This window comes from Richelia sinica FACHB-800, from assembly GCF_014698825.1.
GTDB lineage: Bacteria > Cyanobacteriota > Cyanobacteriia > Cyanobacteriales > Nostocaceae > FACHB-800.
Window position 1 is genome coordinate 1 of the sequence record NZ_JACJTT010000051.1, and the last position, 17,701, is coordinate 17,701.

A 17,701-nucleotide genomic window follows, 5' to 3' on the forward strand; every position below is an offset into this window, starting at 1 on the left:
GTTATGTTCATTGGCTTGAGGAGATAATGTTATGTTGACTATTTTAGGCTTTTTAGAGCTACTCTATCTAAAGATGTAAAGTTTTGTATCGACATTCAACATTTCTGAGTCAACAGATTTTCCCCAGCAATAAATTCCTGAATTAAATACAGTCTTCCTTCTTGAGCAAAAAAAGCCAGTAAATCGGGAATTTGCGGATGTTTACCTAAATCTCGCAGTCTCACTGCTTCCCGTTTAAATAACTCTGTAGCTTTTTCTAACTCAGCAGTTCCCGACTGTTGGGGTAAAAATTGCTTAATGACACAGGGAGTATCTAATCTATGTTCATCCACTGCTTGAAAAGTCCTGCCAAACCCACCTGCACCTAAAAAACCCACAGGACGATATCTATCACCTAAAAGTATCTTACTCCCGCAACGCTGACAAAACGCAGTTCCCGATGGGTTTTGATACAAGCAATTGGGGTTAAGACATTGACTCATAGGTACTGGTAAGCACAGATAGACTCAGTATAATTGTAAACTAATTCACTTTTAAAAGCTACAGTAGAGACGTTCCGCCGAAACGTCTCTACAAGGGTTTCCAACTATGCACATTTAATTACCACCCAATGTCTAGTGAATCTTGTTACCATTGACATTAAAAGTGAGAATTTTTTTGATGCAGTACCTCGCAGTGATCAGTTTTTTGGAGTACCACAAATCATGAAGCTGACAAGAAATATGGTTGCCAGAAAATTATTTTTTGCTATGGTTTTACCAATATTTTCTGCTTGCAATTTACCCACAACTGAATCTGCGAACATTAATAATCAACAAACTCCTACAGCTACATCGGTCAGCCAACAAAATTTGACCAAAAATCTAGCCTGTACCTTAGTGGAAAATGGCTTCGGTGCCCCAGGAAAGGTCAAACTACAAGTTGAAGAAGTGGTAACAGGTCTAGAAGTTCCTTGGGGAATAGCGTTTCTACCCAATCAAGATATGCTGGTGACAGAACGACCTGGACGAGTTCGTCTTGTGCGGAAGGGTAAACTGATTCCTCAACCAGTAGCTACTGTCAATGTCACAGAAAGCGGTGAAGATGGTTTACTTGGCATTGCTACTCATCCTAACTTTGCTCAAAACCGATTTTTCTACCTTTACTATACTGCTGATAAAAATGGGGCGCAGGTGAATCGTGTTGAACGATGGCAATTAGCCCAAAATGGACTCACGGCCTCACCAGATAAAGTAATTATTGATAATATCCCTGTAGCGCAATTTCATAACGGTGGTCGCATTCGTTTTGGCCCCGATGGAATGCTTTACATTGGCACTGGTGATGCTAGAGAACCGCAAATTTCTCAAGATGTGAAGAGTTTGGGTGGTAAGATTCTGCGTGTCACTCCTGATGGACAAGTACCACCAGATAATCCCTTTGGTAAAAATCCTGTTTATATCACTGGGATTCGCAATACTCAAGGATTTGATTGGGTTAATCAATCAACTTTATGGGTAACAGACCATGGCCCCAGTGGAGATTTAGGAAGAAGGGGTCACGATGAACTCAGTTTAGCAAAAGCAGGTGATAATTTAGGCTGGCCGAATATTTACCGTTGTGAATCCCAGCAAGGGCTTGTAACTCCATCTATTGTTTGGCGTGAAGCTTTACCGCCTGGTGGTGCAGCAATTTATACTGGTAATTCTATTCCTGAGTGGAGAGGAAGCTTAATTATTGCTAGTCTCCGTTCCCAACACTTGCAGCGAGTGGTTTTTAATTCCCAGTCTCCTCAACAAATCGAGATGCATGAGGTGTATTTGCAAGGTGAATATGGAAGATTACGAGAGGTGATTATGGGGACTGATGGGGAATTATATGTGACTACCAGTAACTGTGATGGTCGCGGGAGTTGTCCTTCACAGCAAGATAAAATTCTTCGCATTACTCGCAGGAGTGGAAGCTGATTTCTTCCTTTTTATCTGCGTCTATCTGCATTCAATAAAAATGAAAAAAGCATCTCACCTTTTACCTTTGGCTTTTTTCAGTGCCGCTTGTCGTATTTCTGCATTTAGTAAATAACCAAAACCTACATTTTCCAAACGCAAGACAAACTCCTCTCTTGTATGACCTAATTTACTAGCTGTAGCATCCAAATTCCAATTATGTTTTGCTAATTGACTGAGTAAATAAACTCGCCGAGTCTGCATTTTTGATAAGCGATAAGTTTTTAAATACTCTAATTCACCATTATCACGAATAATTGCTTCCCCAATATGATTTTCTGTTTTAGGATTTAGGTCAGTAATAAATCGTTGTAATATAAACGAGCCAGCAGTATAAACTTTTTGTGAGTTTAAACTACGTCCTAAAAGTCCCTCTGCCATAAAACCTTGAAAAGATGCCCAATCTGCGCGCATATTTTCTACTGCAACTCTCAAATCTTGTAAATTATTGATTTTTGATTCATCTAAAGATACATTCATGGGAAAAGTTGTGTCGTGCAGGAGGGCATACTGATACAACAATTCACCATAGAAATCTTCTAGTAAACTATTGTGCAAAAGGCGATAATCTTCTGGTGTGGGGACGACAAAAGCTGATGCTAAGGCTTCAGCAACAAATACTAATACTCCAACTTGTTGGGAATGAATTTCAAATACCCGCAAAGCATCTTCTAGTCCAGCAATATAACGTCCAAGAACAGAACTTTCTACGCGGGAACCTAGACCGTAAGAAAGGGCATATTTGGAATATTCACGCCAAGCGATATCAGGGCCAGAAAAAAACATTGATAAAAAGCCTTCCATTGCCAGATGCAATGGTAAAAACCTCAACTGATTATGAGATTCCCGCTTGACCATGCGGTGCATTAATCGGACACTAACACAACTATGGTTTAGCTGTTTACCATCTGTTTTAAAAAGCTGTCCTCCATAAGTGCCCACAGGACTACCGTTATCAGTCCAAGATAACACTAATCCATGGGGAACATAGGAGCAATAATTCATTTCCTTATCCAAGGAAATTATGGTTAAATCTTCATCATAGCGACGACGTAGTAAACGCAAATCATTACGCACTTGATGGCGCAATAAGGGGACTATTCGCACTGAACCCCAGACTTGAGAAGGAGCGATTTCTAGTCCTTTAAGTGAGATGTCTGCTAATAAATTCCTTTTGGATACCATAGAATGGTGTGTCTAGGATTTAATATTTATCTTTATCAATGATTCTCATCATTGTGTCAAAGTTTTTTCAATTCTGCGGTCAGGAATAAACCACATAGCTGCAACTAAAACATATATGGCACAGGCAATCCAGGAGTTAACAAAGGCGAGTAAAATTGCTAGCACATAGAACACAATTGATATTTTTCCCTTGAGGTCTTCTCCGAGGGCAATTCCTAAGGTAGAATCCTCGCCATGATGGGAAATGAGGGTGCGGGTGAGGATAAAATAAGCGATCGCTGCAAACAAAAGTACGGTACCATACAATGCTACTGGTACTGCTGCTAAGTGGTTTTCACCCATCCAAGCTGTCACGAACGGAATTAGTGACAACCAGAACAGCAAATGTAAGTTAGCCCAAAGGATACGACCATTAACGTAACGAATGGCTTGTAGTAAGTGATGATGGTTGTTCCAATAAACCCCAATAAATACAAAACTCAGCACATAGCTGAGAAACACAGGAATTAGCGGAACCAAGGCAGCTAAATCATCACCGTGGGGTACTTTCAACTCCAATACCATAATGGTGATAATAATGGCGATGACACCATCACTGAATGCTTCTAATCTTCCTTTGCCCATCTGTATACCCACTCTTTTTTTGCCTAATCCACTGTAAATTATATTACCGCGAATTTGATTGGTAAATTACTCAAACAAATGTATCAAGGTGCTTTTTTACGACATCAATTTGGCGAAATTTTTCCTTGGTTAATGACTCATCCTGAAGGATGAGATGTATTAGTTCATCCAGAAACAGGAGATGACATTCAAGACCAGACAGAACATTCTTTGTGGTTAGGAGAAAAACTACAGCTAAATATTGAATTCTTACAAAAGTTGAACAATATCTAAATTCAGCGATATACTTGCCCGTGCGGGTTTCTTCGATTAAATAGAAAGATGATTAGCTCAATTTATCGCTAGAGTAAATCTGGATGAATCGCTAATTTTTCAACCATTGGGGCAATTCGTACATACGCATGAGTATTACATAGGTTAATTGGTTATATGAATTTTGAAAACTTATTTACACCCTCATTAGAGGAAAAAATTATTCCTTCTATCATTCGTCAACCTCGCAAAGGAGTAATTATTGGTGCGGGTCAGGTAGGTATGGCTTGTGCTTATTCGCTATTGATCCAAAATATTTTAGATGAAATTGTAATTGTTGATATTAATCAGCACAAATTAGCAGGGGAAGTCATGGATTTAAATCATGGACTACCCTTTCTTGAACCAACATTAATCAGGGCTGGGACTTTAGCAGATGGAGAAAATGCAGATATTGTCATTATTACTGCTGGAGCCAAGCAGAAGCCAGGAGAAACCCGTTTAGATTTAGTTAACAGAAATGTAGAAATTTTTCAAAGCCTAATTCCAGAAGTTGTGAAATATTGTTCAACAGCGATTCTGCTAATTATTACGAATCCAGTGGACATCATGACTTATGTCTGTCTCAAAATTTCTGGGTTGCCTAGTTCTAGTGTCATTGGTTCGGGAACAGTTCTTGATACAGCACGGTTTCGCTATTTATTATCTGAAAAATTACAACTTGACCCCCGTAGTTTACACGCTTACATTATTGGGGAACATGGTGATAGTGAAGTTCCTGTTTGGAGCAAAGTAAATATATCGGGAATGCACATTCTAGATGAAACAAGAGAAGAAGACGAACAGATAGAGCCAGAATTAGACAAAATTTTTGCACAAGTCAAGAATGCTGCTTACGAGATTATCCAGCGTAAAGGGGCAACTTCCTATGCGATTGGTTTGGCTGTAGCCCAAATTACACAGTCAATTTTGCGTAATCAAAACCGAGTTTTAACTGTCAGCAGTCTCATTAATAATATTCATGGTATTCAAGATGTGTGCTTGAGTTTACCTGCTGTAGTTAATCGTCAAGGTGTTACAAGGGTTTTAAATCTGTCACTGAATCAGACTGAGTTGCAACAGTTACAACTGTCTAGTCAAATTCTCCGTCAAATTATTGAACAATTGGATCTTTAATTTAGTGATGGCTGGACTTGTTTATCCTTGATGACAAGAGAGCGATCGCACCATTGTAGCTGTAGATCACCAGAGAGCCGGAAAAATGCTGAATAAGTAATGTTGACGGCGTTAGTAAAAACATCATGTTGGGAACCCTAAAGGTTAAGACAACTTGGGGTATTTCTACTATGAGAGTAATTAGCAGTTGGCAAAAGGGAATTTTCGGCACATTGATCACTTGTTTATTCACTTCTGGGTTAGCATTACCCACATTTGCCCAAGTGACATCAGATGGTACAACCGGAACAATCGTCAACCCCAACGGCAATAACTTCACGATTCTGAACGGCACAGCAAAAGGCCAGAACTTATTTCACAGTTTTAGTAATTTCTCAGTACCAACAGATGGTTCAGCCACCTTTGATTTAGTCAATACACCCAACATCAAAACCATATTTAGTCGGGTGACAGGTGAAAATATTTCTCATATTGACGGCTTGATTCAAACACTCAATAGCAGTAATCCTGTCAGTTTATTTTTAATGAATCCCAACGGCATTATGTTTGGAGCTAATGCCAGTCTCAATATAAGTGGTTCTTTTGTGGGTACAACTGCGGAAAGTATCAAATTTGCCGATGGTACAGAATTTAGTGCTAAAGATACCAGCACCAGACCAATATTAACCATGAGTGTCCCCGTAGGCTTGCAATTAGGAGTCGATGCCGGGTCTATCAAAGCTCAAGGCAAGCCAATATTGAATTTCTTACCCGATCCTCAGAATCCTGAGAATCCTTCAAATTTTCCACAAATATTTAAAGCGCAAACAGTGGCATTAGTAGGTAAAGACATAGACTTCAATTCTGCCATAATTAGTAATCCAGATGGCAGATTTGAGTTATTGGCACTGAAAAATGCAGAGTTAGGGTTAAATAATCAAGCTGGATTGCAAATAACCAGTCCTATTTCTGCTGATTGGGGAACTATCACCTTACGTAAATCCTCACACCTGGATACTACAGGGTTTAATGGGGGAGCTATTAACATTCGTGGACGAGGTTTGACAATCAAAGAGGGTGCGGGAATATCTTCTGCTACTAATGGTTCTCGTGGTAAAGGAAAGGGTATTACTGTCACAACAACAGAATTTGTAGAGTTGTTAGGTGTCTCTGACCCGTTAAATTATGCTACACCAGGAATATTCACCAGTGTATTCGCGAGTAATGCCCAAGCTGGAGACATTACTGTTGAGACTCCAAGCTTACGTATTGCCAATGGCGGTTGGTTACAGTCTGTCAACTTTGGCTTTAACTTCTTCAACGGTACTCCAATTCGCAATTCTAAGACTGGAAATATTACTGTTCGTGCCCAGGATGTGGAAGTCAAGGGCTACAACCCATTTCCCTTTGATTTTTTTGGTACCCAGTCGTTTCGACCTAGCGCCATTACTACCTTGGTAACTGGTGGCGAAAATAATAATAGTGGCAATATCACCATTGAGGCAGATCGAGTTCGTGTACTGAATGGATCTCGTATCAGTACCGATCTACTTGGTTCTGCCTTTGGGTTGACTACTGGTAAGGCTGGGGATATCTCAATTAACTCAACTGAGAGCTTAGAAATCTCTGGAACTACACCAGTTAATTTTACTAGTGCAGTCATCAGTTCTATTCAGCCGTTTGCTCGTGGTCAAGGTGGGAATATTTCTATCACAACTGGACGTTTAGCAGTATCCAATGGTGGTGCAGTGTCCAGTGCTTTAGGTGGACAGGGTAAAGCTGGAAATCTAGATATTCAGGCTACAGATGTAGAAGTTAGTAACCCAGTGATTGATAGCGTTAGCAATTCAGTGAGTGGGATCACGGTTGCAGTAGTTAAAGATGCCATTGGTCAAGGTGGAAATATTCAACTGACAGCAGATAATCTACGGGTATTTAATGGTGGACAAATTATCTCTTCTAGTTCCGGTCAGGGAAATGCAGGTAATCTAGACATAAAGGTGAAAAACATTGATGTGCAAGGCGTTTCCCCAAATTTAGTGAATGGACAATATCTCAAGAGTGCTATTTCTGCTTCTTCTACCACTGACTTTGATGCAGGAACGGTCAAAATTACTGCTAACAACTTACTTGTACATGACGAGGCAGAAATTACTGTTAGCAATACTGGGATGGGAGATGCAGGTAACTTGAGGATTGATGCCAAAAATATTGTTCTGGATCATCATGGTAGTCTGCGTTCGGAAGTTAAGGGTGGTAACCAAGGCAATATTATTATCCAAGAGGCTGACACTCTGGTATTACGTCGCAATAGCAACATTACAACTAATGCTAGTGGCAGTTCTACGGGGGGAAATATTAATATTACAGCGGATTCTATAGTGGCTGTTCCTGGTGAAAATAGTGATATTTTTGCCAATGCAGTGTTAGGACGCGGTGGCAATATTCAGATCGCTACTCAAGGTATTTTTGGTTTAAAATTCCGTGCTCAACCTACGGGAGAAAGCGATATTACTGCTAGTTCTCAATATGGTGTCAATGGTACTGTTGATATTAATAATGTTGGTGTTGACCCCAATTCAGGTTTAATCGAATTACCCAGCAACGTCACAGATCCATCCCAACAAATAGCTAGTGGTTGTGCTGAAAATCAAAGCAGCAGTTTTATTGCTACAGGTAGGGGAGGAATACCAGAAAATCCTAGTTTAGAGACAGGTAGCGATGTCTACGACAGGCTAAACCTACGCACTTGGTCTGATATCCGTGATATCTCTACATACCGAAAAACAACAGCCCTACAAGTCCCAATACACCCATTACCAGGAACTTTGGTTCAAGCTACTTCTTGGCATCGTAATGCCCAAGGTGAGGTGGTCTTATTCGCTGATAAATCTTCTAATCATGAGCAACCATTTGTTACTTGTGCAGCTTTAGCGAAAATTGAGTAAATGCTTTTGGTTGTGTTCGTAAAAATATGATTTGGGGAACCATAACGGTAAGACAACTTGGGGTAATTTGGCATGACAGTAATTGACAGTGGGCACAAGGGAATCTTCGGTATTTTGGTAACTTGGTTTTTCACCTCCGGGTTAATACCACCTACATTTGCTCAAGTTTCATCGGATGGTACAACCAAAACAATTGTCAACTCGAATGACAAGAATTTCACCATTACAAATGGCGATCGCGTCGGCAATAATTTATTTCATAGTTTCAGTCAATTCTCAATTCCCAGCCACGGTTCTGCATTCTTCAACAATGCTTCAGATATACAGAATATTTTTAGTCGTGTGACTGGTGGTAGTGCTTCCTTAATTGATGGTCTAATTAAAGCCAATGGTAGTGCTAATGTATTCCTGCTCAATCCCAGTGGCATTATCTTTGGACAAAATGCCAGTCTGCAAATAGGTGGCTCCTTTGTGGCTACAACTGCCGAAAGTTTATTATTTGCCGATGGGTTGAAATTCAGTGCTAAACATCGAGGGAATTCACCTTTACTCACCTTAAGCGTACCCATTGGCTTACAAATGGGGAGCAGTTCCAAGTCCATTAAAGTTGAGGGGGCAAAATTAGAAGTGCCAGTGGGAAGGACATTGGCGCTGGTGGGAAATAAATTAACCTTTGATCAGAGCGTAATTACTGCTAGCGATGGCAGAGTTGAATTAGGGAGCGTGGCTGTAAATAATCTGGTGGGACTGTCTGCAAATACTGCGGGGTTCAGCTTAAATTTCAATAGTGTGACTCAGTTCCAAGATATGAACTTGATTAACGCTGCTAAAATAGATACTAGTGGAAACCAAGGTGGTGCGATCGCTCTCCAGGGGCAAAAAATTACCCTGTCTGGCTCTTCAACTCTCACTTCTCACACTTTAGGCACAGGTTCAGGACAAGGCATTCTCCTCAAAGCCTCCGATTCCCTAGAACTAATTGGTCAGCCAGCCCTTTCTAACACTGCAATTACAGCTTACTCTCAACCCACAGCTGGGGGAAGGGGTGGAGATGTGACAATTGAAACGCCTATTCTTAATGTTTTAAATGGGGCACAAATTAACACCCGTGCTTATGGTCTTGGAGATGCGGGCAACATTCAAGTCAAGAGTAAAACTGTCAATGTGATTGGGGAAGCAATCCATACACCTACAAAACAGCGATTTAGTGTCAGTACCCTAGCATCTAACACGATGAATGGTTCCCAAGGTCACGGCGGTAATGTCTCCATTAATGCCACACAAGTCAACATTCGGGATGGGGCTGAATTGCGAGCTACCGCCAGAGGTACGGGTGATGGTGGCAATATTCTTGTCACAGCCGATAACTTGAGTGTGACAGGTGAGACGGCCACAGGTGAACCTGCATTTTTAACGGGGATGAGTACCAGTAACCGTGAATATGCCACAGGTAAGGGTGGAGATATCATTCTCAATGTCGGCAAACTAGAGGTATTAAATGGCCCCGGTATTCGGACTGGTACTTATGGTGAAGGTACATCGGGAAACATTATTGTTAACGCTGACGAAGTAACTTTAGGTGGCAGTTCATCAACTGGAGTGGCAACCAGATTTTTTGCATCCACAAATGGTAACTACAATTTTGCTACTAACGAACTGATTAGTTTAGGTAAGGGAAAAGGTGGCAACATTACTTTTACTGTTGGTAAGCTCAACTTACTGGACGGAGGCAGAATTTCTACCTCAACTGAAACCTATGGTCAAGCTGGAAATATTTCCATTCAAGCTAATTCCATCAATATTGCAGGTGTGAGCCAAGTACCCAGTGGTCAGTTGCTTTACTCTTTGGATGCCACAGGCCCAAGTGGGTTGTATGCTTCTTCTACAGGCCCTGGTATTGCAGGTTCAGTACATGTTACCACGAAGAATTTGAGTCTGAGCGATCGCGGCGAAATTGTAGTGAGCGGCAAAGGCACAGGAAATGCTGGTAATATGCTCATTCAAACTAATGATCTGAAGTTGGATCAAGCTAGCAAACTGCGTTCTGAAGCCAATGCAGGTGAAGGAGGTAACATTGACCTACAGCTGCGGGATGTCTTACTGATGCGAAATGGCAGTATCATCAGCGCACAGGCAGGTGGTAATGGCGGTAATATTACGATTAACGCCCCCAACATTGTCGGTTTAGAAAACAGTGACATTATTGCCAATGCAGTCCAGGGAAGAGGTGGTAATATTCACATCGCCACTGAGGGAATCATTGGACTGAAGTATGGCAATCTTCTCAATCCTAGAGAAGTTCTGACAAATGACATTACTGCTAGTTCCCAATTCAATGTCAATGGCACTGTGCAAATTAATAATGTTGGTGTCGATCCCAATTCTGGCTTAGTAGAACTACCAAACAATCTCACCGACCCCTCTCAACAAATAGCCAGCGGTTGCTCTGCTACTAGTAGCAGTAGTTTTATTGCTACGGGTAGGGGAGGAATACCAAAAAATCCCACTGGAGAAATGAAGAAAGATGGCTATGATGGTTTAAGCCGACGCACCTGGTCTGACTTACGTAACATCTCTGCATATCGAAAAAATCACCCGGTGATGACACAAATACCCCAATCTTCAGAGATTATAGTCCAAGCAGTCGGTGTACATCGTCTACCTGACGGAAAAATTGAATTAGTAGCAGATAAATCTCCTACTCAGATGCAACCATTCGTTACCTGTGCTGCTGTAAAGAAAAGTAAATAAATATTGTTGATTGTGTAAGTCAAAATATCACCTTGGGAACCCTAACTGTTAAGACAGCTTGGGGTAATTTGAGATGAAAGTAATTGACAATTGGCAAAAGCGAATTTTTGGTACATTGATCACTTGTTTGTTCACTTCTGGACTGACATTACCCACATTTGCCCAAGTGATATCAGATAGTACAACCAAGACAATTGTCAACCCCACTGTCAATATTTTTACAGTTATTAATGGTACTGCAAAGGGTAATAATTTATTTCACAGCTTCAGTAATTTCTCTGTGCCTAAGGGTAGTGAAGCAAGATTTGATTTAGTAAATACGCCTAATATTACCACTATTTTTAGTCGAGTGACAGGTGGAAATATTTCTAATATTGATGGATTAATTAAAACTATTAATAATAATCCCAATAATGCTGTCAGTTTATTTTTAATGAATCCCAATGGGATTATCTTTGGACAAAATGCCAAGTTAGATATTAGCGGCTCCTTTGTAGGGACGACAGCAAATATTATTAAGTTTGCTGATGGAGTCGAGTTTAGTGCAGTTAATGCTACTGCTAACCCCTTGCTAGCCATGAGCGTACCCATTGGCTTGCAGTTTGGTCAAAACTCAGGAAAAATTGCCTTACAAGGAACTGGACATCATCTCACCTCTCAAAATCCACTAATTACATCCTATATTCCTACAGTATTAGAGGCTAATTTGGCTGTGAAATCGGGACGTACATTAGCACTTTTGGGTTCTTCTGTTGACCTTAATGGTGGGATTTTGCTTGCTCCGGAAGGACGAGTTGAACTCGGTGGTGTAGCTGAAGGTGAAGTTAAACTCAATGCAGTCAGTCAAGGATTTAACCTAGATTATCAAAACACTTCTAGATTTGGTGATATTAATCTTGCACAGCGATCGCTAGTAAATGTCAATGGCATTAATGCAGGTTCTATTCAAGTACAAGGTCGCAAAGTTCGCCTCACAGATGGCTCCGTATTATGGGTACAAAATCGAGGAGTGCAAAAGGCTGGAGATATCGATGTTTTTGCCTCTGATACTCTGAAATTGTCTGGTGCTACTACTAACCTGAAAATCCGTACCAGTATTATCAACGAGACCATCAACAATGGTATGAGCGGTAATATTCGCATTGTCACACCAAATTTAAGCGTTAATAATGGTGCGATAGTCAGTAACCGTAATTACAAATCTGCTGATAGTGGACATCTCAGCATCACAACCTCTAATCTCGATGTCAGCGGTTATATTCCTAACGACCCTTCAGCCTACGCAGCAATCGGAACACTCACATTCTCTACAGGCAAGGCTGGTGACATGACAGTCACAACACAGAATCTATCTGTATTAGATGGTGGTTATCTCGGCTCCACAACCTTTGGACTTGGTACAGGTGGTGAAGTAACAATTAATGCCGATAGTGTGAATGTCATTGGCGCAACTCCCATCAGTATTGCTAGTGTTATTGGTAATACTACTATTGGGAATGGTGGTAATGCCGGGAAACTGACACTAAATACTCGCACCCTTACAATCAAGGCAAGTGGTAGTGTGACAACTGCGAGTCTGGGAGTAGGTAATGCAGGTGATTTAACCGTGAATGCGACGGAATGGATTAATATCAGTGGTCGCTCACCAAATATTAGCTATGGTAGTAATATTTCTTCAACAGTTAGCTCTCTGAGTGCCAGTTATTATTCCCAATTAATCAATGTGAGTAAAATTCCGAGAGGTTCATCCGGACAAGTGACTGTTAATAGTCCTATCCTCAAAATTAGTGATGAAGCCAGAATTAATACTGGTAACTATGGAATTGGGAATGCAGGTACGCTGAATATCAATACAGAAAGGCTGGAGTTAAATAAGGGCTTTTTAGCTAGTTTTACAGCTTCAGGACAAGGCGGTAATATGAATATCCAAAGCGACGCGCTCATTCTTAGAGATCAGAGTCTGATTATAGGAACTGCTCTCGGTTCAGGAGATGGTGGCAATATTATGATTAATTCGCCAGTGATTGTCGGATTTAATAATAGCGACATTACGGCTAATGCAGTCACAGGTCATGGTGGTAATATTAACATCACAACTCAAGGTATCTTTGGACTGAAGTTTCGCCCCCAACTAACTTTAGAAAATGACATTACAGCCAGTTCTCAATTTGGTGTTAATGGTACGGTTGATATTAATAATGTTGGTGTTGACCCCAATTCTGGTTTAATCGAATTACCAGCAAATCTCAGTAATTCATCTCAACAAATTGCTAGTGGTTGTGATGTCAAGCAAGGTAGTAGTTTTGTGGCTACAGGAAAAGGGGGAATACCAGAAAATCCTAATCAAGATGTCAGGAGCGCTCAACCCTGGTCTGATATTCGTGATATTTATACATACCGCAAAACCCAACCAGCACAAGCCAAAATCCTCCCATCCCCAGAAACCCTTGTCCAAGCCACATCCTGGCGAAGAAATGCCCAAGGGAAAGTTGAATTAGTTGCAGCTAAATCTTCCACTCCAGTGCAAACATTAAGCTGTTCTGGGATATCTAAATAACCTCAAAACCTAAATCAAATTATCAGTATTTTATCTCTGAATTTAGCAGTTGGAGGAGAAACAACTTTCCCTGTTTCCCCAAAAATCATTGTGTTATAAATCATGGGATTTAGGGAATTTTAAATCTAAGGAAGTAAAATCATGAAAGGGAGGATTAGGTGATGGGGGGAATTACGATAGAAAATAACTGGAAAACTAACATATTCGTATCTATATTAACAACAGGACTTCTCTCATCAGGAATGATTTTACCTGTTGTTGCACAAGTAACGTCAGATGGGACAACAAAGACCGTTGTCAACCCCACTGGCAATATTTTTACAATTATTAATGGTACTGCAAAGGGTAATAATTTATTTCACAGCTTCAGTAATTTCTCTCTGCCTAAGGGTAGTGAAGCAAGATTTGATTTAGTAAATACACCTAATATTACAACTATCTTTAGTCGAGTAACTGGTGGAAATATTTCTAATATTGATGGATTAATTAGAACGATTAATAATAATCCCAATAATGCTGTCAGTTTATTTTTAATGAATCCAGCAGGGATTGTATTTGGTAACAATGCCAAGTTAGATATTAGTGGCTCCTTTGTAGGAACTACAGCAACTAGTATCAAATTTGCTGATGGAACAGAATTTAGTGGAAAAAACCTCAGTGTATCGCCATTATTGACGATGAGTGTACCCATCGGTTTGCAGTTGGCTCAAAACTCAAGAGATATTGTTGTACAAGGAAGTGGACATAACATCACCATAGGATTTTTTGCTCCCGCTGATCGCAGCAAAAATCCCATCGGGTTACAAGTGGGATCTGGCAATACCCTGGCATTGATTGGCAAAGGTGTGAATTTTTCCGGTGGTGTTGTTACTACCAAGGGAGGAGGGCATCTAGAAGTAGGTAGTGTGAGTGATGGGTTTGTCAAACTCAACTCAACATCTGCGGGGTTGGTTGGGAATTATTCCGCTGTCAGTCAATTCCATGACATTCATTTAGCACAACAATCTTTGTTAGATGCTAGTGGTAGCGGTGGATCGATTCAACTGCAAGGACGGAACATTAGTTTTAGTGAAGGTTCTGCTGCTTTGCTACAAAACACGGGACTACAAAAACCATCTCAAGGCATTACCATCAAAGCCACTGGAACTGTTAACCTCAGCGGCAATACATCGGATGGTAAATTAGGAAGTCTCATCCAAATTGATAACTTAGGCATTACTCCAACAGGGGATATTAACCTTTCTGCCCAGGATTTATTCATGACAGAAGGGGCAAATATCCATAACTGGACATTTACACCAATAGCTAGTGGTAATATTACAGCCAATGTAACAGGTGTGATCGCCCTTGATGGATTTGCTCCCGCTAATCCCGTTGTCGTGACTTCCATTACCTCCATCACATTAAACTCTGGTAGGGCAGGTGATATAAACGTCTCAACCAGTAATATGAGAGTTCTGAATAGTGGCAGTCTCAGCACTTTATCTGCTGGTTCAGGACAGGCTGGAATCCTACGATTTAATGTGGCAGACTTACTGGAAATTGCTGGTAATAACCCCTTCACAACATTATCAAGTGCAGTCATTTCATCGACGAGTAGCACTGGAGATTCCGGTAGCAGTTTTATCAACACATCCAGATTAATAGTTAGAGACAGTGGAATACTAGGGTCTAGCACCGTGGCTTCAGGTGCAGCAGGTAGCGTGACAGTCAATGCTTCAGAGTATGTAGATGTTAGAGGCAGATCCACTACCTCGATTCTTCCTGCCCGTATCGCCTCCAGTGCCGAAATTGTTGATCCAGCCACTCAAGCTGCCCTTGGACTTCCAGCCATTCCTACTGGTAAAGCGGGTTCTCTCACGATTAATACCCCTTTGTTACGTGTCACTGATGGGGCATTTGTCACTGTCAAAAATGATGGGCCGAACAGTGCAGGGAACTTGCAGATTAACGCCAACTCCATTTTTCTCAACCATCAAGGTAGCATCAGCGCATCTACTGCTTCTGGTAATGGAGGTGATGTCAGATTAAACTTACAAAATTATCTACTGATGCGGGACAATAGCTTAATTTCCACTACTTCCGCTGGTCAAGGTGATGGTGGCAACTTATCAATTTCTTCACCTGTGATTGTTGGTCTAGAAAACAGTGACATTATCGCTAATGCCATTCAAGGTCGGGGCGGCAATATTGATATGACTAGTCAAAGTCTGATTGGTCTAAAACTAGTTGATACCATCACTCCCAGAACTGATCCCACCAACGACATCGCTGCCAGTTCCCAGTTTAGTGTTAATGGTACTGTGCAAATTAATCATATTGGTATTGACCCCAATTCTGGTTTAATTGAATTACCTGCAAATGTCACTGACCCATCCCAACAAATAGCAAGTGGTTGTGCAAATAATCGGGGTAGTAGTTTTATCGCCACCGGACGTGGTGGAATTCCACAAAATCCTACAGAAGAAACGAGGAGCGATGTTTACCAAGGTTTAAGTCTACACACCTGGTCTGACATTCGTGACATCTCTGCATATCGAAAAACAGTGGATGCACAATTACCTTCTTCTCCAGACATCCTCATACAAGCGACATCTTGGCGACGCAATAGCCATGGTCAAATTGAGTTAGTTGCTGCTAAAATTCCTGCTCAATTGCAACCATTCGTTACTTGTGCACCAATTTCTAAAGAATAATTGGAAGTTAGAGTTTGATTTAGAAACTAAACTCAGTCACAATTGCTTTGTTAACGGATAGTAAAGCCTATAAAGTGATTAATTACAGCGTATGCTACATAAAATAAGGGCGATCGCACTTCATTTTCCATAAATACAGGAAAGCGATCGCTCTTTTGATGTGAAGGTGGCTAGAGAGCGATCGCAATAGGTGTAAATAAATATTCAATTTTTAACTTGCTACCACTGGTTTTTTACGGTTTCGCATTACCCAGCTACCAGCAGCACCAAAAAATACTAAACCTAAAGTTGCTGATGATTCTGGTACAGGCTGTGAATCAGGTATAGTATAAGAAAGTGTGCCTTTGAAATTTGTCCAAGCTAAATCCCCTGCTTGGCTAGATAAAGCTTTTGCAGGTGCATTTGGGTCTGTACTAAATGTGTTATTGACCCAGAATCGTAAAACATTTATCCCACCTACATTAAATAAATTTTGATTATTGAATTTAAAACCTTCCCATCCATTCCCGTCAAATTGTTTAGGAACATAATTTTTATTTCCGTCCATCATTCTACCTGAAGCTGAACTATGAGCAGGAAGCGCAAAAGCATATCTACCGACTTCATTACCATTGATATCTAATACCACACGATCATCAGCAGCAATAGCAGTAAAATCTAGTTTGATATCAGTAGCATCTTTGGGTAGCTCAAAAGTATGATAAATATGTGCAACACCATAAAAACTGGGCATATTACCAGGAACATCAGAACCATAATCATTATTTGATCCAATGTTATTTTTCATAATCCAACTGAAATCATCATTGAATCCATAAGTTGGATAACGTGGATCTTGATAATTACCGGAATAGTTCCAAGTAAAACTTGAATCAGGATTGCCAATGTTCATTCCTGTTTTACCTGCTATTCCTGTATTTATCGGAACGGTAATTGTAGCGGCTTGAGCAGAATGAATAATCGTCAATAATGATGCAAAAGTAGCAGCAGAAATTGTCAACTTGATTAAAGTCTTCATGATCATTACCTAAATATTTGAATTGATCAAAAACTGAATGCTGAAAGAAAGGCTGGTATAAGCAAAATAACCAGCCATACAAAACACAGAATTTACAGTCCAATTTGTTTAATGGGAGGGTTGAAAATAATCGGTAATGCAACTGTTAAAGTTTTACCCGTTTGCTGGTCTTGGACTTGTGCTAATCTGTATAATAGGTTTGGCTTTTTCTTCTGACCTGGTAGCGGCTCAATTTCTTTCTCCTGAGTTAAAGCAGGTAAAAATCTCAGTATTTTATATCTGTTACCATTTTGATTTACCTGCATTGGTTGTTCATCAATTGATTCTCTATTAATGACAATCTTGATATCATCAATAATTTCAAATGATTTATCACCTACTTGTAGAGACTCTGCAAAAGCAGGAGAAACAACACTGGAGAAAGTGAGAAAAAAAGGAAGTACAGCAAATGCTGTTTGGGTAAACCTTCTGATTGGTTTACCAACAAATGTAAAGCGTGTCATACTAGCCTGTAGAAATAATTTACAATA

Annotated in this window: 11 protein-coding genes and 1 pseudogene; 7 read left to right on the forward strand and 5 right to left on the reverse strand. The window is 40.4% G+C overall.

The genetic code is table 11. The features are described from left to right. Window positions 1–95: 95 nt before the first annotated feature. Window positions 96–482, reverse strand: coding sequence for a 4-Cys prefix domain-containing protein (locus tag H6G73_RS22300; RefSeq protein ID WP_242034282.1), 387 nt, complete (start codon window positions 480–482; stop codon window positions 96–98). A gap of 222 nt (window positions 483–704) precedes the next feature. Between H6G73_RS22300 and H6G73_RS22305 the strand changes: the two genes are divergently transcribed. After that, window positions 705–1,946 carry a PQQ-dependent sugar dehydrogenase gene (locus H6G73_RS22305; RefSeq protein ID WP_190608451.1) on the forward strand — a complete coding sequence of 414 codons (1,242 nt, stop codon included), beginning with the start codon at window positions 705–707 and terminating at the stop codon, window positions 1,944–1,946. Window positions 1,947–2,000: 54 nt separating this feature from the next. On the opposite strand, the gene H6G73_RS22310 is transcribed toward H6G73_RS22305, so the two are convergent. Beyond that, window positions 2,001–3,170, reverse strand: a complete 1,170-nt coding sequence (locus H6G73_RS22310; RefSeq protein ID WP_190608452.1) for an ARPP-2 domain-containing protein — start codon at window positions 3,168–3,170, stop codon at window positions 2,001–2,003. Window positions 3,171–3,218: 48 nt separating this feature from the next. Then, window positions 3,219–3,806, reverse strand: a complete 588-nt coding sequence (locus H6G73_RS22315; RefSeq protein WP_244997454.1) for a TMEM175 family protein — start codon at window positions 3,804–3,806, stop codon at window positions 3,219–3,221. 153 nt (window positions 3,807–3,959) lie between these two features. On the opposite strand from H6G73_RS22315, the pseudogene H6G73_RS25025 reads away from it, so the two are divergent. The 6 genes and pseudogenes from H6G73_RS25025 to H6G73_RS22345 form a co-directional block, all read left to right on the forward strand. After that, window positions 3,960–4,067, forward strand: a pseudogene (locus tag H6G73_RS25025) (DOPA 4,5-dioxygenase family protein); the annotation flags it as partial. A gap of 156 nt (window positions 4,068–4,223) precedes the next feature. Further along, window positions 4,224–5,222, forward strand: coding sequence for an L-lactate dehydrogenase (locus H6G73_RS22325; protein WP_190608453.1), 999 nt, complete (start codon window positions 4,224–4,226; stop codon window positions 5,220–5,222). Window positions 5,223–5,347: 125 nt separating this feature from the next. Continuing rightward, the gene (locus tag H6G73_RS22330) at window positions 5,348–8,149 is read left to right on the forward strand and encodes a beta strand repeat-containing protein (protein WP_242034283.1); all 2,802 of its coding nucleotides are present in this window, start codon (window positions 5,348–5,350) and stop codon (window positions 8,147–8,149) included. A gap of 72 nt (window positions 8,150–8,221) precedes the next feature. Next, the gene (locus H6G73_RS22335; protein ID WP_190608455.1) at window positions 8,222–10,900 is read left to right on the forward strand and encodes a two-partner secretion domain-containing protein; all 2,679 of its coding nucleotides are present in this window, start codon (window positions 8,222–8,224) and stop codon (window positions 10,898–10,900) included. Between the two features lie 73 nt (window positions 10,901–10,973). Further along, on the forward strand, window positions 10,974–13,457 hold the full coding sequence (locus H6G73_RS22340; protein WP_190608456.1) for a beta strand repeat-containing protein: 2,484 nt from the start codon (window positions 10,974–10,976) through the stop codon (window positions 13,455–13,457). 161 nt (window positions 13,458–13,618) lie between these two features. Further along, window positions 13,619–16,153 (forward strand): two-partner secretion domain-containing protein, encoded by a 2,535-nt coding sequence (locus H6G73_RS22345; RefSeq protein WP_190608458.1) that lies wholly within the window; start codon window positions 13,619–13,621, stop codon window positions 16,151–16,153. A 211-nt stretch (window positions 16,154–16,364) separates the two neighbouring features. Here H6G73_RS22345 and H6G73_RS22350 read toward each other — a convergent pair whose 3' ends face one another. Further along, on the reverse strand, window positions 16,365–17,171 hold the full coding sequence (locus tag H6G73_RS22350; RefSeq protein WP_190608460.1) for a hypothetical protein: 807 nt from the start codon (window positions 17,169–17,171) through the stop codon (window positions 16,365–16,367). 92 nt (window positions 17,172–17,263) lie between these two features. Continuing rightward, window positions 17,264–17,674: a hypothetical protein gene (locus H6G73_RS22355; protein ID WP_190608461.1), complete on the reverse strand. Its 411-nt coding sequence runs from the start codon at window positions 17,672–17,674 to the stop codon at window positions 17,264–17,266. Window positions 17,675–17,701 lie beyond the last annotated feature (27 nt).

Excerpts from the sequence above, each read along its gene's own strand:
- H6G73_RS22355 (WP_190608461.1), bottom strand. The coding sequence starts at position 17,674 with ATGACACGCTTTACATTTGTTGGTAAACCAATCAGAAGGTTTACCCAA.
- H6G73_RS22345 (WP_190608458.1), top strand. The coding sequence starts at position 13,619 with ATGGGGGGAATTACGATAGAAAATAACTGGAAAACTAACATATTCGTA.
- H6G73_RS22335 (WP_190608455.1), top strand. The coding sequence starts at position 8,222 with ATGACAGTAATTGACAGTGGGCACAAGGGAATCTTCGGTATTTTGGTA.
- H6G73_RS22330 (WP_242034283.1), top strand. The coding sequence starts at position 5,348 with ATGTTGGGAACCCTAAAGGTTAAGACAACTTGGGGTATTTCTACTATG.
- H6G73_RS22350 (WP_190608460.1), bottom strand. The coding sequence starts at position 17,171 with ATGAAGACTTTAATCAAGTTGACAATTTCTGCTGCTACTTTTGCATCA.
- H6G73_RS22305 (WP_190608451.1), top strand. The coding sequence starts at position 705 with ATGAAGCTGACAAGAAATATGGTTGCCAGAAAATTATTTTTTGCTATG.
- H6G73_RS22300 (WP_242034282.1), bottom strand. The coding sequence starts at position 482 with ATGAGTCAATGTCTTAACCCCAATTGCTTGTATCAAAACCCATCGGGA.
- H6G73_RS22325 (WP_190608453.1), top strand. The coding sequence starts at position 4,224 with ATGAATTTTGAAAACTTATTTACACCCTCATTAGAGGAAAAAATTATT.
- H6G73_RS22310 (WP_190608452.1), bottom strand. The coding sequence starts at position 3,170 with ATGGTATCCAAAAGGAATTTATTAGCAGACATCTCACTTAAAGGACTA.
- H6G73_RS22340 (WP_190608456.1), top strand. The coding sequence starts at position 10,974 with ATGAAAGTAATTGACAATTGGCAAAAGCGAATTTTTGGTACATTGATC.